21 protein-coding genes are annotated in these 23,443 nt (G+C 66.9%); 10 read left to right on the forward strand and 11 right to left on the reverse strand.

Going from position 1 to position 23,443, the window contains the following annotated elements; all coding sequences use genetic code 11:
- Window positions 1-49: 49 nt before the first annotated feature.
- Both AC59GX_RS16570 and AC59GX_RS16575 read left to right on the forward strand, forming a co-directional pair.
- Window positions 50-1,132 carry a glycosyltransferase gene (locus AC59GX_RS16570; RefSeq protein ID WP_426282263.1) on the forward strand — a complete coding sequence of 361 codons (1,083 nt, stop codon included), beginning with the start codon at window positions 50-52 and terminating at the stop codon, window positions 1,130-1,132.
- The gene (locus tag AC59GX_RS16575) at window positions 1,129-2,211 is read left to right on the forward strand and encodes a glycosyltransferase (protein WP_426282261.1); all 1,083 of its coding nucleotides are present in this window, start codon (window positions 1,129-1,131) and stop codon (window positions 2,209-2,211) included. Before AC59GX_RS16570 ends, AC59GX_RS16575 begins: the two co-directional genes overlap by 4 nt.
- Here AC59GX_RS16575 and AC59GX_RS16580 read toward each other — a convergent pair.
- Both AC59GX_RS16580 and AC59GX_RS16585 read right to left on the reverse strand, forming a co-directional pair.
- Entirely contained in the window at window positions 2,183-3,103 is a 921-nt protein-coding gene (locus AC59GX_RS16580) for a glucosamine inositolphosphorylceramide transferase family protein (RefSeq protein WP_426282259.1), read from the reverse strand. The two genes, AC59GX_RS16575 and AC59GX_RS16580, sit on opposite strands and share 29 nt — an antisense overlap.
- 64 nt (window positions 3,104-3,167) lie before the next feature.
- The gene (locus tag AC59GX_RS16585) at window positions 3,168-4,403 is read right to left on the reverse strand and encodes a CDP-glycerol glycerophosphotransferase family protein (protein WP_426282258.1); all 1,236 of its coding nucleotides are present in this window, start codon (window positions 4,401-4,403) and stop codon (window positions 3,168-3,170) included.
- A gap of 132 nt (window positions 4,404-4,535) precedes the next feature.
- Between AC59GX_RS16585 and AC59GX_RS16590 the strand changes: the two genes are divergently transcribed.
- The 4 genes from AC59GX_RS16590 to AC59GX_RS16605 are packed head-to-tail and all read left to right on the forward strand — an operon-like array spanning window position 4,536 to window position 9,792.
- Entirely contained in the window at window positions 4,536-5,879 is a 1,344-nt protein-coding gene (locus tag AC59GX_RS16590) for a lipopolysaccharide biosynthesis protein (protein ID WP_497302094.1), read from the forward strand.
- Complete coding sequence (locus AC59GX_RS16595) at window positions 5,876-6,433, forward strand: RNA polymerase sigma factor (RefSeq protein WP_426282256.1); 558 nt, start codon at window positions 5,876-5,878, stop codon at window positions 6,431-6,433. The genes AC59GX_RS16590 and AC59GX_RS16595 overlap by 4 nt, the downstream gene beginning before the upstream one ends.
- The gene (locus AC59GX_RS16600) at window positions 6,423-7,418 is read left to right on the forward strand and encodes a FecR family protein (protein WP_497302095.1); all 996 of its coding nucleotides are present in this window, start codon (window positions 6,423-6,425) and stop codon (window positions 7,416-7,418) included. Before AC59GX_RS16595 ends, AC59GX_RS16600 begins: the two co-directional genes overlap by 11 nt.
- Window positions 7,405-9,792 (forward strand): TonB-dependent receptor, encoded by a 2,388-nt coding sequence (locus AC59GX_RS16605; RefSeq protein ID WP_426282253.1) that lies wholly within the window; start codon window positions 7,405-7,407, stop codon window positions 9,790-9,792. The genes AC59GX_RS16600 and AC59GX_RS16605 overlap by 14 nt, the downstream gene beginning before the upstream one ends.
- 4 nt (window positions 9,793-9,796) lie before the next feature.
- Here the strand turns inward: AC59GX_RS16605 and AC59GX_RS16610 are convergent, their stop codons facing one another.
- Entirely contained in the window at window positions 9,797-10,294 is a 498-nt protein-coding gene (locus AC59GX_RS16610) for a DUF2141 domain-containing protein (protein WP_426282252.1), read from the reverse strand.
- A 232-nt stretch (window positions 10,295-10,526) separates the two neighbouring features.
- On the opposite strand from AC59GX_RS16610, the gene AC59GX_RS16615 reads away from it, so the two are divergent.
- A complete protein-coding gene (locus tag AC59GX_RS16615) occupies window positions 10,527-10,748 on the forward strand; it encodes a hypothetical protein (protein ID WP_426282251.1) in 222 nt (73 codons plus the stop codon).
- 47 nt (window positions 10,749-10,795) lie between these two features.
- Here the strand turns inward: AC59GX_RS16615 and AC59GX_RS16620 are convergent, their stop codons facing one another.
- The 3 genes from AC59GX_RS16620 to AC59GX_RS16630 all read right to left on the reverse strand — a co-directional run bounded on the left by AC59GX_RS16620 (window position 10,796) and on the right by AC59GX_RS16630 (window position 13,443).
- Window positions 10,796-11,692: a glycoside hydrolase family protein gene (locus AC59GX_RS16620; RefSeq protein ID WP_426282446.1), complete on the reverse strand. Its 897-nt coding sequence runs from the start codon at window positions 11,690-11,692 to the stop codon at window positions 10,796-10,798.
- The gene (locus AC59GX_RS16625; protein ID WP_426282249.1) at window positions 11,692-12,465 is read right to left on the reverse strand and encodes an SDR family NAD(P)-dependent oxidoreductase; all 774 of its coding nucleotides are present in this window, start codon (window positions 12,463-12,465) and stop codon (window positions 11,692-11,694) included. Before AC59GX_RS16625 ends, AC59GX_RS16620 begins: the two co-directional genes overlap by 1 nt.
- Before the next feature lie 69 nt (window positions 12,466-12,534).
- On the reverse strand, window positions 12,535-13,443 hold the full coding sequence (locus tag AC59GX_RS16630; protein ID WP_426282247.1) for a LysR family transcriptional regulator: 909 nt from the start codon (window positions 13,441-13,443) through the stop codon (window positions 12,535-12,537).
- A gap of 100 nt (window positions 13,444-13,543) precedes the next feature.
- On the opposite strand from AC59GX_RS16630, the gene AC59GX_RS16635 reads away from it, so the two are divergent.
- Complete coding sequence (locus tag AC59GX_RS16635; protein WP_426282245.1) at window positions 13,544-14,749, forward strand: MFS transporter; 1,206 nt, start codon at window positions 13,544-13,546, stop codon at window positions 14,747-14,749.
- An 89-nt stretch (window positions 14,750-14,838) separates the two neighbouring features.
- Complete coding sequence (locus tag AC59GX_RS16640) at window positions 14,839-15,756, forward strand: EthD domain-containing protein (protein WP_426282244.1); 918 nt, start codon at window positions 14,839-14,841, stop codon at window positions 15,754-15,756.
- Between the two features lie 4 nt (window positions 15,757-15,760).
- Here the strand turns inward: AC59GX_RS16640 and AC59GX_RS16645 are convergent, their stop codons facing one another.
- From AC59GX_RS16645 to AC59GX_RS16655, 3 genes are all read right to left on the reverse strand, one after another.
- On the reverse strand, window positions 15,761-17,929 hold the full coding sequence (locus AC59GX_RS16645) for a histidine kinase dimerization/phosphoacceptor domain -containing protein (protein ID WP_426282243.1): 2,169 nt from the start codon (window positions 17,927-17,929) through the stop codon (window positions 15,761-15,763).
- 182 nt (window positions 17,930-18,111) lie between these two features.
- Window positions 18,112-18,555 carry a hypothetical protein gene (locus AC59GX_RS16650; RefSeq protein WP_426282242.1) on the reverse strand — a complete coding sequence of 148 codons (444 nt, stop codon included), beginning with the start codon at window positions 18,553-18,555 and terminating at the stop codon, window positions 18,112-18,114.
- 95 nt (window positions 18,556-18,650) lie between these two features.
- Window positions 18,651-18,782 carry a hypothetical protein gene (locus AC59GX_RS16655; RefSeq protein WP_426282241.1) on the reverse strand — a complete coding sequence of 44 codons (132 nt, stop codon included), beginning with the start codon at window positions 18,780-18,782 and terminating at the stop codon, window positions 18,651-18,653.
- A 273-nt stretch (window positions 18,783-19,055) separates the two neighbouring features.
- Between AC59GX_RS16655 and AC59GX_RS16660 the strand changes: the two genes are divergently transcribed.
- Entirely contained in the window at window positions 19,056-19,772 is a 717-nt protein-coding gene (locus tag AC59GX_RS16660) for a prolyl hydroxylase family protein (RefSeq protein WP_426282240.1), read from the forward strand.
- A gap of 141 nt (window positions 19,773-19,913) precedes the next feature.
- Here AC59GX_RS16660 and AC59GX_RS16665 read toward each other — a convergent pair whose 3' ends face one another.
- Window positions 19,914-20,627 carry a L,D-transpeptidase gene (locus AC59GX_RS16665; protein ID WP_426282239.1) on the reverse strand — a complete coding sequence of 238 codons (714 nt, stop codon included), beginning with the start codon at window positions 20,625-20,627 and terminating at the stop codon, window positions 19,914-19,916.
- A gap of 1 nt (window position 20,628) precedes the next feature.
- Complete coding sequence (locus tag AC59GX_RS16670) at window positions 20,629-23,415, reverse strand: two-partner secretion domain-containing protein (protein ID WP_426282238.1); 2,787 nt, start codon at window positions 23,413-23,415, stop codon at window positions 20,629-20,631.
- Window positions 23,416-23,443: the final 28 nt, after the last annotated feature.

The following is a 23,443-nucleotide window of genomic DNA, read 5'->3' on the forward strand; positions in this document are numbered from 1 at the left end:
ACCTAACAAAGCTTGGCGTCGGCGCGCTGTCGGCGCTAACCGCGCGGTCATGGCCGCGCTGTCGATCCTCATCGTCCTTCACGATTTCGCGCTGGGCGGCACCGAACGCGTTGCCGTGCGTCTGGCCGAGGCTTGGGCGAAGCGGGGTGTCCAAGTCACCATCTTTGCCGGTTCGGATGCCGGGCCGCTTCGGGCGTTGGCCGGCGAAGCGGTCGAGATCGTCGTTGCCGAGCCTCCGATCCCGCGTGGATCGGCCTCACGCAGGCGGTTGGCGCAGGCCGCGCGCGCGTTCGTCGAGCAGCGACGGTTCGACGGCGTCTTCATTCCCGGTAATTTCCATTGGCCGGTCGCCGCCGCGCTGGCCGGATCGGGCATCCCTGTGGTCGCGCAGGTCAGTGCAGCGCTCGACAAGCCGCAGCGCGGTCGGCTGCGGCAATGGGCGTTCGAGGTTCGGATGCGACACCTTCTTCGCAAAGTGCAGGCCGTGGTCGCGCTGTCGGACGTCGCGCGTGATCAGGCGGACCGGATCCTCCGCCGTCCCGTGACGACGACGATTGCGTTGCCCGCGCTGAGCGACGACGCCGCACCGCCTGTGCCGATCCCCGAAACGCAACCGCCGATCGTGCTCGCTGCCGGACGACTGGTCCCCGAGAAGGGGTTCGCGCGGTTGATCGAAGCCTTTGCGAAACTGCCGAAAGGCGCCGCACGGCTTGTCATAGTCGGGGACGGCCCGGAGGCAGATGCGTTGCGCCGGCAGCGCGAGACGCTGGGACTTGCCGATCGGGTGGAGCTTGTTGGGTATGTTACGGATATCCGGCCCTGGCTCGACGCGGCCCGGCTGTTCGTGTTGGCGTCCGATTTCGAAGGATATCCGGCGGTCCTGGTCGAGGCTCTGGCAGCGGGGCGGCCGGTGGTCGCGACCGACTGTACGCCGGCAACACGACTGCTCGATGCGCCGGGCGCGGGCAGGGTCGTGCCACTGAACGACAGCGACGCCTTGGCTCGCGCGATCGCGGCAACGCTCGCGCAGTCTCCGCCCGATCCGGAGGCACTGGCGGCGTTGGTCGCGCATCATCGGATCGGCGCGGCTGCGGCTGCGTACCTCGATCTGTTTGCAGAGTTGCGCGCGTGAGCATACGCCCGATGCGGATCGCCTATGTGATCAACTCGGTCGAGGGCGGCGGCGCTGCGTCCCCCGTGCCCGCGGTGCTCGGCGTGCTGCGCGACGGCGGTGCCGAGGTCGCAGTGTTCGCGCTGACCGCACGCGACCGTCGCGGCGAGACCGCGATGCGAGCCGCCGGGCTGGACGTGCATGTCCGCGATGGCGGCGAGACCGATCACGCGGCCGCACTCCGCTGGCTCGACGCGATCCTGAAGGACTGGGCGCCGACGCATCTCTGGACCTCCCTTACCCGCGCGACCCTGCTCGGCCAGATCGTCGGGGTCCGACGCGGGTGGCCGGTCGTCAGCTGGCAGCACGCTGCGTTCCTCAAGCCGGCCAACCGCATCTTGCTGCGCGCGATGCAGCGCCTGTCGCGACTGTGGGTCGGCGACTCCACCGCGGTGACGCGACTGACCGCGGAACGTCTCCACGTCCCCCCCGAGCGGCTCGTCCAATGGTCGATCTTCCGCGCGGATCCAGAAGCGCTTCAGGCGACGCCGTGGCAACCGGGCCAGCCGATCCGGATCGGCAGCCTCGGCCGCCTCCACCGCGTGAAGGGCTACGACGTACTGGTCGAGGCGTTGGCATTGCTAGACACGTCGACGCCGTACGAGATGGTGATCGCGGGAGACGGCGCAGAACGGGACGCTCTCGAAGCTCGCGCGGTCGCGCTCGGTATCAAGACGCTGAGGTTCGCGGGCTATGTAGCTGACCCTGCGGCATTCCTGGCAAGCTGCCATCTCTACGTGCAGCCATCGCGCTCGGAAGGCCTGTGCGTCGCCGCGCACGAGGCGATGCAGGCAGGGCTCCCGGTGATCGCTTCGGCGGTCGGCGAACTTCCCGGCAGCATCGTCGAAGGCGAGACCGGCTCCACGGTCCCACCGGGCGATCCGGTGGCGCTCGCCGCCGCGTTGTCGCGAGCGTTGGCCGAGCCGACACAGCTGGCGACGATGGGGCAGGCGGGTCGCGCGCGCGTTCTCGCGACGTTCGGGCCCGAGCGGTTCGCCGCGACCGGTCTAGCTATCCTCGATCGGATGCGCGCCTTTTAGGACGCAGTTTCTTGACCTCTCGGATCGCCTCGATCGAGAGCCCGTGAAGCGACAATTCGGTGCGCTTCATATCGACCAGCGTCACCGGCCCTGCCGCCGACAGCGTATGAAACCCCTCGACGAACGGCGCGGAAGAGGCCGGCGGGACGAGCGCGTCGCCCACCTCGGCCTCGAACCGATCAGGCGTCAAAAGCGTCATCGTCAGCGGCCGGATCGCGCCACCATAGGTCCAGCTGCAATCCTGCACCGGTAGAACGATCCGTCCATCGATCACCAGCGGCATCCCGCCTGGTCGCGCGCTTGCGACATCGACCCGCACAGGGTTCATCGGGTGCGGCGTCCACGGTCCCGCCAACCGGTCCGCATAGGCCACGTGCAGCGCGCTCATCTTGTCCGGCTCGCGGTCGGCCGAGGTGTAGAACAGCCACCACCGCCCGTCATGGAACACCGGCGTCGCATCGACCGCGACATGATCGAGTTCGATGACATGCACTGGCTCCCACTGGGTCGGGAAATCAACCGCGCGGTACAGCGTCAGCCGGTTCGAGCGATGCGCTTCGGGCAGCATCCACGTCTCGCCTTCCGCCTCGAACACCAGCGGGTAGGACAAATGCCAGGGCTCGTTCAGCACCGGCTGGCGATCGACCAGGCGGAAGTCGGCGTCATAGACCAGCACCTCGATCGCGCCGATCCGGACGCGGTAATCATAGGTCTCGACGAACACGTACAGCCGCCCATCGCGCCATAGCCCGAACGGATCCGCGAGAAACTGGAAGCTGCCCATCGGCGGCAGCCACATCAGGGGGAACCCCTCGATCGAGCCGCGCGCGACGATCGCCTCGGCGGTCGCCATCACGATCGCGGGGCGCCAGATATCCTTGCGTAGAGCCACTGTGGTCGATCGATCCCAAACGCCGCGTCCGACAGGGGCGCCGCGCGGGCCTTCTCGCGGCGGATTAGGCTACGCGCAACCCCTGCAGTCCGCCCTGCAGTCCGGTTGCCGTCTCCAGTTCGCGCTCGGGCAGCACTGCCGGGACGGTATCGCCGAGCACGCTCATCACCGCCCGCGCCGCACGGACGGCTGAGCGTTCCGCGGTCAGTTCGAAGCTCCGCTGGAACAGCGCGCGTTGGACCGGACGATAGCGGTCGTGCTGTGCCACCGCGCGGTCGAGCGCGGCGCCAAGGTCGTCGGTGCCGGTGACGACTTCGCCCGCCTGCCAGTGCGCATAGTTCGCATCGCCGTCCCACGCCGTCGCATGCGCGTTGAGGAACAGGCACGGGCGCGGCGTGTGGAGGAATTCGTACACCTGGCTGCTGACGTCGCCGAGATAGATGTCCGCCGCCGCGGTATAGGTCATGTCGGTCGATGCGGCCGATCCGAGATCGACATGGATGTTCGGCGCATCGAGAAACCGCTGCTCGATCACGCCGGCACGGTCGACCCGGAACTTGTCGATCGTCAGCACGAACTTGCGGTGGAACAGCATGACGTGCGGCGCGAAGATCAGATTGTAGCGGTCGTCGTGCAGGAAATGCTCGAGCACCGCGCGGCCCTGCGCATACCAGGACGACAGATGCGGCGACGGGTGCGGGTTGTAGAGCACCGTCGGCTTTCCGTTCGCCTGGAACGGTAGGCGCGGCGCAGGCTCCGGCATAAGGTCGAACTTGGGATAGCCGATCAGGCTCATCTTGTTGAACGGCACCCCGGCCTCGCGGTGCAGGCGCTGGCGGATCTTGCTGCCCGAGACAAGGACGTGATCGAACGTCGCGCTGTGCTTGTTGAAGCCGATCGCCCGGTCGCCCGCACCGTGCCGCGTATGGATGATCTTGAGATCGTCGAGGCCATAGCGCGTCTTGAGCAGCAGCGACGTCTTCTCGGCGACGACCAGCGCGTCGAGCGACCGGAAGAAATCGAGGTTGTCGCGATAGATGCCGATCTTGGTCACCGGCAGCGCCCATTCGAGCGCGCCGGACAGCGCACGCGTCGATGCACGACGCAGGCCCAGTTCGACCAAGGGGACGGTAACGCCGAGCCGCGCGCACAGCCGTCGCACTTCATCGGTCAGCCGTGCGTTGGTGGTCGCGACGACGATCTCCGCGTCGGGATAGCCCTCCGCCATCGCCAGCGCGGTTGGAAGGGCGTGCGCGACCTGATGAACCTGGTCGTGATTGAACAGAAAACCGATCTTCATGGCCGGTAGACGTTCCCGGCACCGGTCATCCTCACTAAATATTTTGTCATCTGGCCAATCGCGCGGAACTTTCCGTTCGTCGGCGCAACGCTGGGCGTCTAAGCGCTCGCGATGCGTTCGCTTTTCCACCGTATGACGTCCCGGCAGGCGGATACCGCCAAAGCTGGGGCGGGGCGCGGCGATCGGTCGGGGCTGTGGCTGGTGCTGGCGAACCTCGGCCACTTGCTCGGCGGCAAGGCGGCGGCAGGCGTCATGAGCCTCGTCTACCTCGTACTCGTGACGCACCGGCTGGGCGCAGCCGATTATGGCGTGCTGGTGCTGGTCAACGCCTATGCCGTGCTGATCGGCAGCGTCCTGGCGTTCTCCGGTTTCCACGGCGTGGTGCGGTATGGCGGGCTCGCGCTGGAGGCGGGCGATCGGGCCGGGTTCGCGCGGATCGTCCGGTTCATGGCGGTGATCGAACTCGGCTGCGGTGCCGCCGCGGTGGTCGTGGCGGCGCTGCTGGTGCCGCTGATCGGACCACGGCTCGGCTGGTCGCCCGACACGATCCGGATTGCCATTCCCTATTCGCTCGCGGTGATCGCGACGGTCCGCGCGACGCCGCAGGGACTGCTGCAGATCGCCGACCGGTTCGACCTGATCGGCATCCACCAGGCGGTGTCGCCGCTGATCCGCCTGGTCGGCGCGCTGGGAGTCTGGTTCGCGGGCGGCGGGCTGATCGGCTTCATCGCCGTCTGGCTGGTCGCCGCCGTCGCCGAGGGGCTGGCGATGTGGGGATTCGGCTGGGTCGCCTGGCGCAAGCTTGCCGCCGGCGAACCATTGCGCGGACCTTGGCGCGGTACGGCGCGCGATACCAAGGGGCTCAAGCGCTTCATCCTCATCACGAACTTCGACATCACGGTCCGCGAACTCGCGCCCAACCTCGCGCCGTTGACTGTTGGCTGGCTACTCGGGCCGGCGGCGGCAGGGTTGCTCGCACTGACGCAGCGCGCGACGTCGTTGCTCGCTCAGCCGACGGTGCTGCTGAGCCAGGCAAGCTACGCCGTGCTCGCAGCCCAGGTGGCGCGCGGCGATCTGAAGGCGTTGCGGCACACGGTCTGGCGCAGTGCGGGACTGGCGCTCGCAGTGGCGCTGCCGATTGTTCTGGTCCTCGCTTTCGCAGGCGACTGGTTGCTGGTCACGCTCGGTGGCGCAAGCTTCGAAGGCGGCACGGTCCTCCTGATCCTCATCGCCGGCGCGCGTGCCGCAGGGCTCGCGAGCGCACCAATGGCCTCGGGACTGACAGCACTCGGACTGCCGGGCCGCTCGATGACCATCGGCCTCGTCACCAGCCTCGCGCTCTACCCGCTGCTACCCGCGATCCTGTGGGCGTTCGGGACCGACGGGGCAGGGTGGCACGCGCTGCTCCAGAACGGCGCCGCGATCATCGCGCTTGCGGTGCTGTTCCGCCGCGATGCGAAGGCCGACCCGGCATGACCCTGGGCGGGCTCCGTGCCGTGTTTCTCGCCGAGCGTGCGATGCTGCTGCGGCTGCTCGTCGCGCGGCTGGGCAGCGTCGAGGAGGCGGAGGATGCGTTGCAGGATCTGTGGCTGAAGCTGGAGACGGTGACCGGCGGCCCGATCGCCGAACCGCTCGGCTATATCTGCCGGATGGCGAACAACATCGCGGTCGACCGCCGTCGTCGCGCGGCGCGGCGGGCGGACCGTGACACCGACTGGCTGGAAACGCAGGCGACCGCCGACGAGCATCCCGATGCCGAACGCGCGTTGATCGCGCGCGAACGGCTCGGGCGGGTCGAGGCGACGCTCACCGGCCTGCCCGATCGCGTCGCGACCGCGTTCCGCCTCTACCGGTTCGAGGACCTGCCGCAGAAGGCGATCGCCGAGCAGATGGGGATCACCGTCAGTGGCGTCGAAAAGCTGCTGCACCGCGCGTACCTGCGAATTCACTTGCAACGGAGCAATTCCGGTGCGGATATCCCGCAGGCAGGACGTCTCACTCATGAGGAGGACCAGCGCGATGGTCGATGAGTGGGGCAAGGACGGCGATTACGGCCCGGGCTACGGCAAACACGCCGCGGCCGACGCCGTCGCGTGGCACCTCCGTTTGCCGACTGCCGATGGTGGCGCATGGACAGCGTTCACCGACTGGCTGGATGCTGACCCGCAAAACGCACGTGCCTATGACGCGCTGGCGGTCGCGGACGCGGAACTGACCGACGCGCTGAGCCCGCCAGACTGGTCGCAAGCACTACCGCCGGTTGCCGCCAATGACGATCGACCGACGCCGCGGCGGCGCTGGATGCTGGGAACCGTCGGCGGACTGGCGGCGGCGGGGATCGTCGGCGTCATGCTGCCGCTCGAAAACCCGTCAAAGACGGGGGCGCGGATCATCGAGACGCCCGCCGGGGTTCGCCGCAGCGTGACGCTTGCCGACGGCAGCCGTATCGACCTGAACGGCGGCACCAGGCTCGCGGTCGACGACAGCAGTTCGCGTCTCGTCACGCTGGAACGCGGCGAAGCGATCTTCCGGGTCACGCACGACGTCGCGCATCCCTTCGTCGTCCAATCGGGCACGATGCGGTTGCAGGACGTCGGCACCGTCTTCAACGTCGCCCGCGTCGGCACGCATCTCGGCGTCCAGGTTGCCGAGGGTGCGGTGATGTTCCAGCCTGAACAGGAACGCATCATGCTGACCGCGGGTGCGGCGCTGTCGCATGTCGATGGCGGCGCGCCACGGATGTCGGGTATCGCGATCGACGACGTCGGCAGCTGGCGTAAAGGCCGGCTGGTATTCCAGCAGACGCCGGTTCGCCTCGTCGCCGCAGCATTGGAACGCAGCACCGGTACGGTCGTGCGCGTCGATCCCGGACTGGCGGAAACGCGGTTCACCGGATCGATCGGCGTGACGGGCGGAGCCGACAGCCTGATCCCGCGCGCGGCAGCGCTGATCGGCGCGAGGGCAGAGCATGTTAATGGCCGCTGGCGTCTGGTTGGGGGCCATGCCGGTCCGTAAAATCAACCTGGCAGTATCGCTCATCGCCGCCACCCTGATTACGCCGTCGCTGTCTACTCCCGCTCGCGCAGCGGAGCGGCGGGCGATCGCCGTTGCGCCGGGGACGCTCGATCGCGCGATCGCGGTACTTGCGCAGCAGGCGGGTGTCGACATCGGCAGTGCGGAGCCCGGATTGACGCGGGTCATGACGCGGGGCGTAAAAGGTCGAATGACCGCGGGTGCAGCGCTCGACCAGATACTCGCCGGCACTCCGTACACGGCGCAAAAACTGGGTGAGGGCAGCTTTCGGATTATTCGTCGCCCGATCATCGTCCAGCCGGTCGCACGCGAACGCCAACCGAGACTCCCCCGGACGCCATCGCCGGTTGAAGTGTCGCCCGAAATCATCGTCACCGCGACCAAGCGCGCGACGTCCCGACTACGCTTTCCCGGCGCGCTCACGATCCTGCGCCCGGCAAGCGCCGTGAACATCCGCAACGATGCCGCGAACGGCATGGACGAGGCGATCGCCGCGACACCGATCCTGCAGAGCACGGCGTTGGGTGCGGGTCGCAACAAGCTGTTCATCCGCGGGGTCGCGGACAGCAGCTTCACCGGACCGACGCAATCGACCGCCAACGTCTACTTTGGCGAAGTGCCGGTCGCGTATAACGGTCCCGAACCCGGCCTCAACCTGTACGACGTCGATCAGGTCGAAGTCCTCGAGGGGCCGCAGGGCACGCTGTACGGCGCAGGCGCGATCGGGGGAATCGTCCGGCTGGTGCCGCACGCGGTCGATCTGTCAGGGGTGTCGGCCAATGTGTCGGGCGGCGTTAGCGCGACCAAGTCGGGCGATCCGGGCGGCGATATCGCCGGGATGGTCAACATACCGATCAAGGCTGGCGTCGCTGGCGTACGCGCGGTCGGCTACCGGGTCGTCGAAGGTGGCTATATCGACGATATCCGCCGGGGCCTGCGCAACGTCAACCGCGTTGCGACGACGGGCGGACGCCTGGACGTACGTGTCGTTCCGGCAAGCGGGTGGACGGTCGACGCGGGCGTCGTGATCCAGGATTTGACCGCCCCCGACCTGCAATATGCCGAGCGCGGAATGGGATCGCTCTCTCGCGCGTCCCTGCTCGCGCAGCCATTCAGCCAGCAATATTTCCTCGGGCGTGTCGTGGTCGACAGGCGTTGGGAGGACGGGCTGCACCTCGTCTCGGCGACCGGGTTCGTCCACCGCGATGCGGAGAGCCGGTTCGACGCCACGCGGCCGATCCGTCCGAACGCGCCGATCGCCTATGACACCGACGAACGCAGCCGCTTGTTCTCGCACGAGACACGCCTCTCCCGCGCAGAGCCGAACGGCGCCGGTTGGCTGGTCGGCGTCGCGCTCATTCACGCGCGCGACGCCTATGCACGCAAATACGGCGCGCCCGACAAGCTGCGCGACATCGTCGGCGTCACCAATCGGACGCTCGACGCAGCGGTGTTCGGCGAAGCGGGGATCGCGATCAGCCCGGCGTTGACGATCACCGCAGGTGCACGACTGACGCATCAGCGCACCGACGGCGACCCGATCGCCAAACTCAAGACGACGACATACATTCGCGGACTAAGTTCGACCCGACTCGATCCGACGCTCGGCGTATCCTGGCTGCTGACCCCGACGCTGGCAGCGTATGCGCGCTACCAATCGGGTTTTCGGACCGGCGGGATCACCGTGGCGCCGGGCGTCGGCCGCGTTACCGATCTCGTTCGCGATACCATTCACGTTGGAGAGATCGGCCTGCGCAAGGAGCGGCATGGACCGCTTGGGCTTTCCGCATCGATCGGTGCTTCACTGACCGACTGGCGGCATATCCAGGCGGATCTGGTCGACAAATCCGGTTTTCCGTTCACCACCAATCTCGGCAACAGCCACATCTATGGTCTTGAGGCGAGCGCCAACTGGGTGCCGCTGACCGGCTTGAAGGTCGACATGGCGATGTTCCTCAACGAGACCCACGTCGCCGACGCAGACCCCGCACTACGCCGGCAGGTCGGCGCACGACTGCCCAACACGCCGCCATTCGCGGTGTCGGGAAGCGTCGGCTATGAATGGTCGCTCAGCGCCGATACGCACGCCAGCGTCGACGCGGGTTGGCGCTACGTCGGCCGGTCGACCGTCGGGACGCAGGCCCCGCTCGACGTGTCACAGGGGGAATATGGCAGCACGCACCTCGGCAGTACGTGGAGCAGGAACAACATTCGTCTGACCGCCACCGTCGAGAATGTGTTCGACGTGAAGGGAGACCGCTTTGCGGGCGGCAACCCGTTCGCGCTGGCGGCGCGTAACGAATACACGCCACTGCGCCCGCGCACGTTCCGGCTGGGCGGCGCGATCGGCTGGTGATCGATCAGCGGATCGGCTGCAGCGATCCGCCTTGCAGGTAGGTGAGGGTGACCGGCACGACCGTCGTACCCGATCCGACACGCACCTGGACGATCTTCGGATCGGGCTTGCGCGAGAACAGCATGTCGAACAGCGTGACGTGCGGGTTGCCCGATGCACCGCCGCCGTCGCTGCGGTCGGTCTTGTCATTGGCGTTGATGTCGTGGCGGACGTCGACCGCATAGACGCCCGGCCGATCGACCGGCATGCAGATCGCGACCCGGCCTTCGCGCGGCGTCGGAACTTCGGTGCGCAACAGCGTCTTTTTCTTGTCGAAATACGTCGAGGGCGATCCCCCGAACGTGCGGACACGAACGGTTCCGGTGCGGACCTTGAAGCCCTCGACGACGACCAGCATCGCCGGATGGGTACTGCCCGCCGTGCATTTCGCAGCGTCGGGACCGATCGGTTTCAAGGTGGCGTTGGGCGTCATCGACAACGCCGCGAGATACAGGGCAATCATGGTTCGTGGCTTTCGACTCTTTCGGATCGGGGTGCAACGCGGGCGCGTCGTACCCGGATCGGTGAATGTGCCGCTCGTTACAGGACTACCGCATCTTCAATATCTTACGGCGGACAGTTCGTACCGTTGGAGAGACCCTCGCGCATGGCGAACATGACGAATTTCTCACGGAACACGGTGGCGGCTTGGACGGTATTTCAGGTCTTCCTGCAGTGCTTTCAAGGATACCGCCATGCGCTTCACCACCCTTCTCGCTCTTCCGCTCCTCGCGATGACGGCGTCGCCCGTGCTGGCGAAGGGCTGCATCCGCGGCGCTGCCGCTGGCGGCGTTGGCGGGCATTTCGTCGGTAAGGGCCATGCGGTTGCCGGTGCCGCCATCGGCTGCGTCGTTGCGCATCACCACTACGCCAAGCAGGCACGCACACAGAAAGCCGCAGCGCGCGCCCACGGCTGATGATTAAGGGTCGCGGACGGTACGCCGCTCGCGACCCTTCTCCGTAGTCAGTGGCTATAACGTCCGATCAACGCGCGTCTCAGCATGCGATCCTCGAGCGAATAATATAATGCAATCCGGTCGCCTTCCGCGACGGTTGAGGCGGCGAACGCTATATCTGTCGCCTCGCGGCTCAGCGCAGGCGGCGGCACGAGCAGCGGTTCCAACCCGCGCCCCGTCACCCGCGCGAGATCCGGGCTGAAGCTGATCCACCCGATCCGCCACCGCGCATCATGCGTCGCGCCATTGTAGAACATTACCGGGTCAGCACCCTCCATCTGCCAGATCGGCCCCGTCGACAGATGCCAATTGTCCCAGCTATCCTCGCGGATGCCGAACGGATCGGGCAGCACCGTCCACGGTCCCTTTGCAGTGGGTCCGCCCGCCATGCCGATCCGCGACGCACCATCCGCGGCGTATTCGTAGAACAGCCGCCAGTCGCCGGCACTCGTCTGCACCAGCGTGGCTTCCTTGATGTTGCCCTCGCCGGGTGGAGCCTTGAGCACCAGATCCTCTTTGACCAGCGCCGTCAGGTCGCGGCCGGCGGCGAGGATCATGCAGCCCTGCGAGCGGTCCGCATCGACGCCGGTGTAGTAGATCAGATATTCGTGATCGTGCGTCACCAGGACGGTCGGGTCCTCGCACCCACCCATGTCCTCCGCGCCGGGGCCGGGGGTTATCGCTAAGCCCGGATCCATCGTGAACGACAGCCCGTCGCGGCTTTCGCCGCGGGCGATGATCCCGGTCGGATCGTGCGGCCCGAGCGGGTGCGGAACGCCGCGAACCATGATCCGGTACAAGTCGCCTTCCTTCCAGACGAACGGGCTCATCAAATCCATGCCGTCGATCACCGAATTGGCGGAGATCGCGACGGTGTCGAGCTGCTCGACCGCATAAGTGACCATCACGCGCTCTGCGCCACGGTCAACGACAGCGCGCCGTCGATCGTCACCGTCGTGCCAGTGATATAGTCCGCGGCGGGCGACAGCAGGAACTTCACGAGCGACGCTACCTCGTCTGGTCGTCCGGCACGCTTCCACGGGATCGCGGCCTCCTTGGCGGCGAGTTCCTGCGGATGATCGAGCGCGGACTGGTTCATCGGCGTCAGGATCATGCCCGGTGCGACACCGTTGACCGCGATGCCCTTCGGCGCAAGTTCGAGCGCCAGCGTCGCCGTCAGTTGCGACAGGCCGCCCTTCGCAGAGTCATAGTCGACGCCGCCGGGCCGCGGGGCACGTTCGTGGATCGACGAGATGTTGACGATGCGGCCCTTGATATCCTTGGCTTCCAGAGCACGGACCATGCGGCGACACGTCAGGAACGGGCCGTAGAGGTCGGAGCGGATGACCCGGTCGAATTGGGACAGTTCCATGCCCACCAGCATGACGCCGCTCATGTTGAGGCCCGCGGAGTTGACGAGCAGCGTGACCGTGCCGAACGCTGCTTCCGCTTGCGCGAACAAATGTTCGATCGCGGTTTCGTCGCCGACGTCGGCCTGGACGGCGATGGCGCGGTCGGATCCGCCGATCGCCGCGCATACCGTCTGCGCCGCCGCGGAGTCCTTGAAATAGGTGATGACGACACGCGCGCCGGCCTCGCCGAGCGCCTTGGCGCAGGCGGCACCGATGCCGGATTCACCGCCAGTGACGATAGCGATTTGATCGTTGAAGATGGTCATCTTTCCCCAACCGGCAACGCCACACCGAGTTGCAGGAAATGGCGGGATGACGCGCTTTTCACCTCGCCGTCATGCAATCCGAAGGCCACTGGTCAGTGCGTCGAGCAGCGCATCCACCTTCGGACTGAGCTGCCGCCGACGGGGCCAGACGAGATGCAGCGGAAGCCCCGCCGTCGCCAGTTCAGGAAGAACCTCGACCAGTTCGCCACGCGCGAGTTCGTCCTCGATCAGCCAGGTCGCCAGTTGCGCGATACCGAACCCGCCCTTGACCGCGCCGACCTGAGCCTCCGCGCTGCCGAGGACGATCCGGCCATCCATCGCGCGCTCGTCGATGCCACCAGCGCCGTCGGCAAAACGCCACTTGATCGTGCTGCCGTCGCCGCGCCCGTACAGGATGCAGTCGAACCGCGCGAGATCGTCCGCCGATGCCGGTGTCCCGCGCCGTGCGAGATAGGCGGGGGCGGCGCAGATTATGACGCGCTCGCTGCCGAGATAGCGGTGGCCGAGATTGTCCGCCCAGGGCTCCGACGCGCCGATCCGGATCGCGACGTCGATGCCCTCCTCGACGATGTCGATCTTCCGGTCGGTGAAGGTGATGCTCGGGCGTAAATTCGGATGGCGTTCGGCGAAGGCGAGCAACAGCGGCATCGCCTGCATCCGCCCGAACGCGATCGGCACGTCGACCTTCAGCCGCCCGACGATCTCCGACCGGTGCGCCGCCAGCACCGCTTCGGCATCGGCAAGATCTTCGAGCACGCGGACGCAGGTCTCGTAGAAGGCGGCGCCGACGTCGGTCAGCGTCAGGCGACGGGTGGTCCGTTCGAACAAGCGGCTACCCAGCCGCGCCTCCAGCCTGGCGACGCTCTTGCTGACCGCGGAGTTGGTCAGGTTCAGCCGCACGCCGGCCGCAGTGAAGCTGCCAGCGTCGGCGGTACAGACAAAGGCTTCGATGCCCTTGAGGCGTTCGGAGGGAATCATGCGAGTCCATTCTGGAATTATTGTCCCGCCATACGCGAAAACATGCCGCAGGACGTCGCTTTTCGTCGCGCGTAGAGACGGCAGCTACAGGAGTTTGCCAATGTCGTCCCCCGTTCGTCCCATTACTGCTGCGCCGCCCGGTGCAAAATCCGCCGGGCATGGCCTCGCGGTGCTGCTGCTGGCGATCTCCGCCTTCGTGATCGTCACGACCGAGTTCATCATCGTCGGCCTGCTCCCGAGCCTGTCGCGCGACCTCGGCATCTCGATCACGGTCGCGGGGCAACTCGTGACGCTGTTCGCGTTCACCGTGATGCTCGCCGGCCCGTTCCTGACCGCGATGCTGTCGCATTTCGAGCGCAAAAAGCTGTTCGTCGTGATCCTCGTGATCTTCGCCGCCGCCAACGCACTCGCCGCGGCCGCTCCGGACATCTGGGTGCTGGGCCTCGCACGGTTCCTCCCGGCGCTGGCGTTGCCTGTGTTTTGGGGCACGGCGAGCGAGACCGCGGGCGAACTCGCGGGGCCTGAGAAGGCGGGCAAGGCCGTCGCCAACGTCTATCTCGGGATTTCCGGCGCGATGGTGCTCGGCATTCCGCTCGGGACGCTCGCATCGACCGCGTTCGGCTGGCGCGGGACGTTCTGGGGATTGTCGGGACTGTCTCTGCTGATGACAGTGCTGTTGCTCGTCGTGATGCCGACGCTGGCCCGCCCCGCGCGCGTCAAGCTGGCCGAACAGGCACGCATCCTGAAGGACCCGTATTTCCTCGGCAACGTCGTGCTGTCGGTGATCGTCTTCACCGCGATGTTCACCGCCTATACCTATCTCGCCGACACGCTGGAGCAGATCGCGCACATTCCGGCGGGGCAGGTGGGCTGGTGGCTGATGGGCTTCGGCATCGTCGGTCTCGCCGGCAACTGGCTGGGCGGGCAGTTCGTCGGTCGCGGGCCATTGCTCGTGACGGCGGTCACGTCGGTGGTGTTGGCGGTCGGCATGGCAGCGACGACTCTAGTCGCGGGCTCGCATGCCTGGCTCGCAGTGGCGCTCGCCGTCTGGGGCATCGCCAACACCGCGCTCTACCCGATCTGCCAGGTCCGCGTAATGCAGTCGGCAAGCCACGCGCAGGCACTGGCCGGCACGCTCAACGTGTCGATGGCCAACGCCGGCATCGGTCTCGGCGCGATCATCGGCGGTTCGGTGATCCAGCACCTCGGGCTCGGCGCGGTCGGCTATGTCGCCGCCGCGATCGCCATCCTCGCGGTGCTTGTTACGCCGATAGTCAACCGGGTGAAGACCCGGAGCATCGCGTAACGATCGGGTTTCGTGCGGGAATTTACGCGCCCGCCGGCCCGGCATTCTGTCTTCGCGCGTTCGACCCTTCCGTCATCAGGAACCCAGTCATGCCCAAAGCCTCGACCACGACCGACTATGCACAGCGCGATGCCAGCATCGTCATCAACAGCTACACGACGGTATTGCGCCGCCCCCGCGTCCCGCACGAAGTTTTCGCGACCTATTGGCGCGACGTCCATGGTCCGCTGTGTTCGCGCATCCCGGGGCTCGGCTGGTACGTCCAGAACCATTTGAACCGCGAGCAGGACGCGCACCTCTGGCCGGTGATCGACGGTATCGCACCGTTCGCGGACTACGAACTCGATGGCGGGGTCGAGATCGGCTTCGCATCGAAGGCGGACCAGGACGTCTTCAACGCCGCGAGCCACATCCTGTTCGCCGACGAACAGAACATGTTCGCCGCCACTGTCGCCTATGCGCTGCCCAACGGATCGCGCACATTGGTAGACCGGATCGCGGATCCGATCCCCAATGGCGACGACGGCTTCGACCGGATTCACGTCCATTTCGGCGCAGCGGGCGACGATACGGACGCGTTTGGTACGTTCATGACCGAGTTTGCCCGGACGCTCGCCGCTGACCCTGCGGTGCTGAAACTGCGGCTGCACTTGCCGGACCGCTACGACAACGCCGAGCCCGCGCCGCCTGCACCCAATGTCGATCATCTCGTGCCGGCCGATCGTTTACTGATCGCGGTGATCGAATTGGCCTTCGAGAGCCCGCTCACACGCCGCGCTTTCTTCGAGTCCGACATTTTCGTCGCGACGCAGGCCGCGCAGAAGGCGAACATCGCGCATGTCCAGGCGTTCGCGGTCAGCGGCGTCTACACCTATGTGCGCGACAAGCAGCTGACGACGGCCGGCTTGCGGGGCAGCCGTCAGGCGCAGTTGATCGAGCGGCTCGGCGCCAACAATCAGGTCGCGGACGACGTGCGTCACCTGATGCATACGGGCTCGACCGAGTAGGGGATCAGGCGTGCGGGAGGTCGTCGTTGATCGGCGCGCCGATGGTGACGCGGAGGCCGGGATCGTTGTCGGCCTCCTCGATGGTGCCGGACAGCCGAGCGACCATGGACATGAGCATCCGCGACCCGAACCCGGTCCCGGAACTCGCCTTGCCGCGACCGCGGTCGGCGACGATCAGCCGAAAGCGGTTGCGATGCTGTTCGAGCGCGATCGTGATCGGTCCCGACGCACCGGCATAGGCGTATTTGTTGGCGTTGATCACCAGCTCGGTCAGGATCAGCCCGACGCTGACCGCACGATCGGTGGAGATCAGGATCGGCGCGAGTTCGAGTTCGATCTGGCCGCCCCATGACCGGTCCATCGTCGATTTGATCTCGGTGCACAGGTCGCCGATGTACCGCGCGAGATCGACCGCCTGGACATGCTCGTCCGAATGGAGCCGTCGGTGGACCATCGCGACCGCCGACAGCCGTCGCTGCGCCTCCGCCAGATGCGCGGTCAGCACGTCGTCGCCGACCGCTCGCGCCTGGAGTCCAAGAAACGCGGAGACGAGTTGCAGGCTGTTCTGGACGCGGTGATGGACCTCCTTGATGAGATAGTCCTTCTGCAGCAACAGGCTCTCATTGTCGGCGATCGTCGCGGTCAGTTCGCGGTTCACCTCGAACAGGCGACGGTTCTGGCGGGCGTCAAACATCGTCCGCTTCAGCCGCCCGGCCGCCTCGATCTCGAACAAGGTCCACGATACCGATCGGCCGCGGACCGCCTCGCTCCAGCTTTCGAACGAGGCGCGCGGTGTCAACGGGATGTGAGGATCGACGCCCAGATTCTTGTGCGGGTTGCCGGCCCAGTTCATCACCTCGATCTGCTCGGCACGAAACCAGATCAGGATCGTCGGCTCGTCGGTCGACATCGTCACCGCGAGAACGCCGCTGGCTAGATCTTGGAAGCCGGTGGCGGCGGGCAGCTGTTCGGACAGTCGATCCGTCGAGAAGGGCAGCGCTCGGCCGAGATCGATCACATGAGCGGCGACCGCGCGGATGTCGTCATGGCGGGGGGAGCGACCGGCGACGAACAATTCGGTCCCGCGCACCGCCGCAAAACTGTCGGCGCCGAGCATCCGGCACATGTCGTCGCCCGCAGTCGCGAAGAAGCCGGCGAGCGAGATGTCGCTGCCGAGCCGAAGCACGACCGCGTCCTCGGCGGTGCGGAGCCGGATGCGCTCGCGGTAGAGTTCGGCATCCTCCTTCGCGCGGATCTGGCGGGCAAGGCTCCCGGCGAGCGCACGGCAGGCCATGCGGACATGCAGTGGCAGGAACTTCGGCGTCGGATGGTGGCAGGCGACTAGGCCCCACAGCGTGCCGTCGCGGACGATCGACACCGATGCCGACGCCGCGACGCCCATGTTGGCGAGATATTGCAGGTGGATCGGCGATACGCTGCGCAACGCGAGATCGCTCATGTCGAGCGGCGTCGCACCGGCTGGACGTAGCAATGCGGGTTCATAGGCGATGTCGGGAATGATGCGGACGCGGTTCCGGACGTACAACGCGCGCGCCTGTTTCGGGATGTCGGACGCCGGGAAATGCTGGTTGAGGAAACTGCCGAGCGCGGGATCGCGGTCCTCGGCCAGGACGACCCCGGCGTCATCGTCGAGAAAGCGGTACAGCATCACCCGGTCGAAGCCGGTCAACTGGCGAAACGTCCTGGCGGCGCGTTCGCACAGTTCGCGCAGGCCGAACGCCTGTTCGAACGTCGCCGCGGCTTCCTCCATCTCCACCAGAACGTCGATCGGGGACGGCATCGCTATGGGGGCGGGTTCGAGTTCGACGACGATGGTGTTCGATACGCGGTGTGCGATTGCGTCGAACGGCGTTTCGAGACCGATCACGCGCGCAAGGACGACCGTGCTGGCGTTGGGCTTGGCCGCAAGTTGCGCCGAGACGGTTTGGCCGAGCAACTCGTCGAGGTTCGCGCCGAGCCACTGCGGCGCCAGCAGATTTTCGATGTCGCCCGCGCCTGCCATGATCTTGAAGGTGCAGGCGTCGGCAACGAGGACGAGGCCGTGCGGCTGGATCGATCCAGGCCGGTGGATCGGTTCGCGGTCGCAGGCGGAAACGTCCGGGCCGTGCGACCGTGCACCGCCGTCTATCGCCTCGGGTAGGGAACCAGGCATGGCGGGTGCAATCCAGACGGAGGCGATCCGACACCGCAAAGAGCTGCATCGTTACGCTAACGATACAGAAGCCGTCGGTGCGATCTTGTCAACGACCTGGATCAGCCGGGGGTGTTATTGCGTTGTCGATACCGAACTAGCGCCACAGTCTTGAGTTTCTATTATACGCCGGAATCGCTGGACTATCGTGAGAAGCAAGCGTCCATCGCCACGATCCGCGCTGCACCGTCGGTATGCGTGGCGTCACCAGGATAGTAGCGCATCGTTACCGCGAGCTTCGCCAGTTCGTCTCGTGTGAGCCAACCCTGTATCTTGCCCTGTTGCACCGCCCAGCAATCCGCAGCGGCTTCGCCCGGACCGAAGATCTGGTGCGCGCATTCGTGCGTGTACCAGAAGAGTTGCTGCGCGCGCGGCAGGTCGAGGACGCGTGGGTGGAGGATGATGCGGCCCTTATACGCGGCGGCGATGTCGTTGATCGGCTGGATCATCGTATCGACCGGTCCGCAGGTCGCGCGGTAGCCGGCGAGCAGGAGCGCGCCCGGCAATACCACCGTCTGCGCGGCCGAGGGTTGCGGGATGACTGCGAGGAACGCCGCGGCGGCGCCGGCGAGAAGATTTTTGAACATGACTATCCTGGCCCCGCGAGGCGCGAGGACGAGCAAGAGCAGAATGGGGGACGTCGGTGGGTCGGGGTGGCGTTCAGCGCGCGACCCGCGAGCGCCTACCGAAAGCGTTCGGTCTGCCGGTCCTTGATCCGCTGGGGGATGCGCTGGTTCTGCGCTTCGGTCGCGATCGCCAGGGTGGTGTGCCCGCCGGACCAAAGCCCAGCGCCCACGAGAAATCTCGGGTTCATGAATAGTCTCCGCCGATGTCGTTCAATCGCGTCACCCAGGGCTCACGCCGGCAGCGGAGCGGGGGATGTTCCCGAACTCTTCGGTAGGTGCGACTTATGCGCATCCATGAGGGCTGCGGTTCGCGATGTAGTCGCGCAACCGGCCTAACCTATGTTGGTCGTACATGATAAACGTCGGTTATCTGATAAGGATGCACGTTGTACGAAACTTAATCTGCTTTATAGATCCAAGTCATAATCCTCATCGTGATTCTTGTGAGTATTGCGGACTTTATGACTAATCTTGACAGCCCAGGCGCCAATTCGGACGCACGATCCACCGATCGTCGCGATGGTCAAATCGAAGCGCTTGGCAGGGCGAACTCTGCCGAGCAGGTGCGCGATCGGATCCTGTGCTATCCCGGCACGGTCCGGATGCCGGCGAACGGCATGGAGCTTTATATCGTCCGCGATTTCCTCACGCTCGACGAATGCGCCGCGGTGATCGCGCTCATCGAAGCCAATCGCGTGCCGTCGCCCGTCGTCGGCGATGCCCCGGTGTCTCCGCACCGCACCAGCGAGACGTGCTACCTCTATCCCGGCCCCGCGCCCGTGACTGCGGTCGAGACCAAGCTCGACCTGCTGACGGGACTCGAGCCGCGCTACGGCGAGGCGTTGCAGGGGCAGCGTTACGCGGTAGGGCAGGAGTTCAAGCCGCATCACGACTTCTTCGATACCGAACAGCCCTATTGGCTCGACCAGGTAACGATGGGCGGCCAGCGAACGTGGTCGGCGATGACGTTCCTCAACGAGCCCGAGGCTGGAGGGCGGACGAACTACCCGACCGCGGGGGTGATGATCGCGCCGAAAGCGGGCAACCTCGTGATCTGGAACAACATGGACGAGTATGGCGCGCCGAACTTGGGGTCGCTCCACCAGGGCATGCCGGTCGAGCAGGGCGTGAAGTACGTCCTGACGAAATGGTACCGCGAACGGCCTTGGTGTCAGTGACGTAACGTTTGATCCTCCCCCGCAAGGGGGAGGTGGCGCCGAAGGCGACGGAGGGGGAGGGCACGATCAGGCCCGTTCCGTGTCCTCCCCCTCCGTCTGGCAAGCGCCAGCCACCTCCCTCTGGCGGGGCAGGATCAAGCGTCAGTTTGGCACGGCGAACACGGTCCGGAGCGGTTTCGTTTCTGGCAGGATATAGACGATTCCGACGGTCCCGGTGAACAACGGCTTCACCACATCGTCGTAAAATCCCGGCGGCACATTCACGCAGCCATATGAGATCCGGTTGTCGCTCGGTGTCGCCGATGCGAGCCGTCCGGCGCGATCGTCGACGCGGCGCCCTTTGATCACACGGTGCAGCGACAGCGCGGCATCATAGTCGATCCACAGGATATCCTGTTCGAAATCGCGCCCGAGCGAGGCCTGGAAGCGACCGGCCGGCGTGGTGCGCTCGGCGGGCGTAATCGTCGCTAGCTTGCGCTGGCCGATACCCGGCACGCTGGCGTCGCCGCGTGCCATCCCGAGCAATGCCGGCGCCCGCCCGCGTAAATTGCCGCTGCCATCGAACGCGAGCACGACCGCATTTACCTTGTCGATCACGACGAACGGCAGCGCGTGATTGTCGTGCGACTTCGACACCCAGTTCACCGTGTCGCGCACGTCTTCGGACGTCGCCACGCCGCCGAACCGGCCGGCATCGTCCGGCGCCGCGGTCGCGACAATAGCAGCCGGCGCGGGGGACGCCGCGATGCCCGGTACGGCGGCGGCGCCCGCAACGATTCCCCAGCCGAGCAGTGCCTGCCAGCGCGAAAACCAGCGAGCGGGCGCCGAGACGCCGCGCCGCGCGGTCCCGATCATCTCAATGACGCGCCTGCTTCCGCGGATAATTGGGCACGGCTGGCGTATTGGGCGGCGTAGGCTGCACGAACGGGCGTTCGACGACCGGTTGCACGACCTGCGGCGTTTCGGGTGTTTCTACGATCACGGTGCCGGGCCGTTCTGGCGTCGGATACGTCACGCCACCCTCGACCACCTCGATCGTCGGCGGCGTCGGTACGCGCACCGTCACCGGCGGAACCTCCAGAAACGGCCGCGTAGCAGTGGGCAGGTTCGGGACGGGCGTGAGGGGCGGCGTCGCGGTAGGGGGCGGCGCGAGTACTGGCGGAGGCGTCGGGGTTGGCGTCGGCGTTGGTGTCGGTGCCGGAGCAGGCGCTGGTGCAGGGGCGGGCGCCGGTGCCGGGGCGGGCGCTGGTGCCGGGGCGGGCGCTGGTGCCGGGGCGGGCGCCGGTGCCGGAGCGGGCGCTGGAGCTGGGGCGGGCGCTGGAGCAGGCGATGGTGCCGGAGCGGGCGCTGGTGCCGGGGCAGGCGCTGGTGCCGGAGCAGGCGATGGTGCCGGGGCAGGCGCTGGTGCCGGGGCGGGCGCTGGTGCCGGGGCGGGCGCTGGAGCCGGGGCGGGCGCTGGAGCCGGGACGGGCGCTGGTGCCGGAGCAGGCGCTGGTGCCGGAGCGGGCGCTGGTGCCGGAGCGGGCGCTGGTGCCGGAGCAGGCGCTGGCGCCGGAGCGGGCGCTGGAGCTGGGGCGGGCGCTGGAGCTGGAGCCGGGGCAGGCGCTGGCGCCGGAGCAGGCGCCGGAGCAGGCGCTGGCGCAGGTGCGGCAGCCGTAATCGTCCCCGTCGTCCGGAACCCGGCGACGCAGCACGAGCTCGCCAGCGCATACTGGTTCGCGTTCGCGCCGGTCAGCGTGTAGCCGCTGAAGCTGACGCCGATGCCCGTGCCTTCGCCGGTGCTGTCGAACGTCGCGGTCGCGTTCGGACCGGCGACCAGCGATACGCCGGTCGGCGTCCCCGACGTGCCGTTGGTGTTAAACCCGCTCAGCACCGCCGCATTGGTGCCATCGGCGACCTTCTGCGCGGTCGGGAACAGCAGCATCCGCTGCGTGATCGCCGCGCCCTCGGTTAGGACGAACTCGGTCGAGAAGTCGGTCGGCGTTGTGTACGAGACCGGGTTGTAGTTGATCGATACCGGCGCCGCGGTGACCGTGGTCGGCGGCGACAGCGCGGAGAACACGATCGTGCCGCCGTTGACGCCCGGCCCGGTGCCGTCCGACCCCGCGATCAGCGTGAGGCCTACCGGCAGGCCGAGGCTCTGCGCGGGGATCGTCGTGCCGCGGGTCAGCGTCACCGCCGCGTCGATCATCACATCATGCCCTGCGCACAAGGCGATGTTGCCGTCGGTCGTGGTGATCGCGTGGAACACCTGCACGTTGCGCCCGGCGTTGAGCAGGATGCTGCCGTTGGTCGTGGTCAGGTCCGCGTTGACGTTCACGTCGCGGCCACAGCACGCGACGATGTTGCCGTTGGTCGCGGTGATCGGCGCGTTGATGTTGACGTCGCGAAACGCGTTCATCGTCAGCGTCGTCGGTACGCCCGACGCGGTCCAGGCGACCGCATCGTTGACGAAGATGTCGCCATTGCCGGTGGTCGTGTCGCCTGCAGCGGGGATCGTGCTGATCGTGATGCTCGTCGTGACGAGCTGCGCCGACAGCGTCGAGCCCGAGATGTTGCCCCCTGCGCCGATCACGTAATCCTGCGGATCGATCAGCCATGTGCCGGTCAGGCCGCCCGGTGCGTAGGTCGAGACCTTGGCGCTGTCCGCCACGTTGACGGTCGCCGCCGACGTCTCGATGAAGCCGCCATTGCCGCCGACCGGTGCGCTCGCGTCGAGCGTGCCGGCAAGGCTGACGGTGCCGGTCTTCATGTCGCCGAGCAGGAGAATGGTGCCGCCGCGGTTCTGCAACGTGCGCGCCTCGACGATGCCGGTGTTGTTGACCGCGGTATGGAGCAGGTCGCCCGCACCCTGCGCGGTCATCACGACCTTGCCGCCGTCCGCGCGGATCAGCCCGCCGTTGCGGACCAGCGCGCCGACCGCGCCCTTGTCGACCGCGACGTTGAGCAGCCCGTCACCCGCGACGTCGAGCGTGATCGCCTCGCCACCCGCCAGCACGACCGTGCCGAAGTTCGCCTTGATCGCGCCGCCGTTACCGACGTTCGCGCCGAGCAGCGCGACATAGCCGTTCTTCGCGGTGATCGTGCCGTCGTTCTGCACGCTCGCGCCGCTCGTGCCCGCGAAACTGTTCTTGCCCGCGAGGAAATCGGCGTCGGAAATATTCAGCGTCGAGGCCACGAGCCCGCCGACGTTCACGTTGGCGGTCTGGCCGAACAGGATGCCGTTCGCGTTGACCAGGAACACCTTCCCGTTCGCCGACAGATTGCCGAGGATGACCGACGGGTCCGAGCCGAGCACGCGATTCAGCGCGACCGAGCTGCTGGTCGGCTGCTCGAAGACGACGCTCTTGCCCTTGCCGATCGAGAAGGACTGCCAGTTGATCGCCGCGCGGTCGCTGGTCTGCGTCACGGTCAGCGACTTGGTGCCGGTCGCGATGCTCGCCTGGCCCGCGACGACTTCGCCACCGGTCGGTAGCGTCTGCGCCTCGACCGGGCGCGCCGCCATCGTGCCCGCAAGGCTGAACCCGATCAGCCAGGCAAACCGCGCGAGGCCGGTCGTGCCGAACAACCCGCCTCGCTTGGTACGCGTGACGGTGGGAGCGGGGCGACGGGTGTTTCTGATCGACGAAGGGATGGGGGTCATGTGCGGTATCCTCGGTGGCGGCGGATGG

It is taken from the genome of Sphingomonas sp. 320_CC (assembly GCF_059691795.1).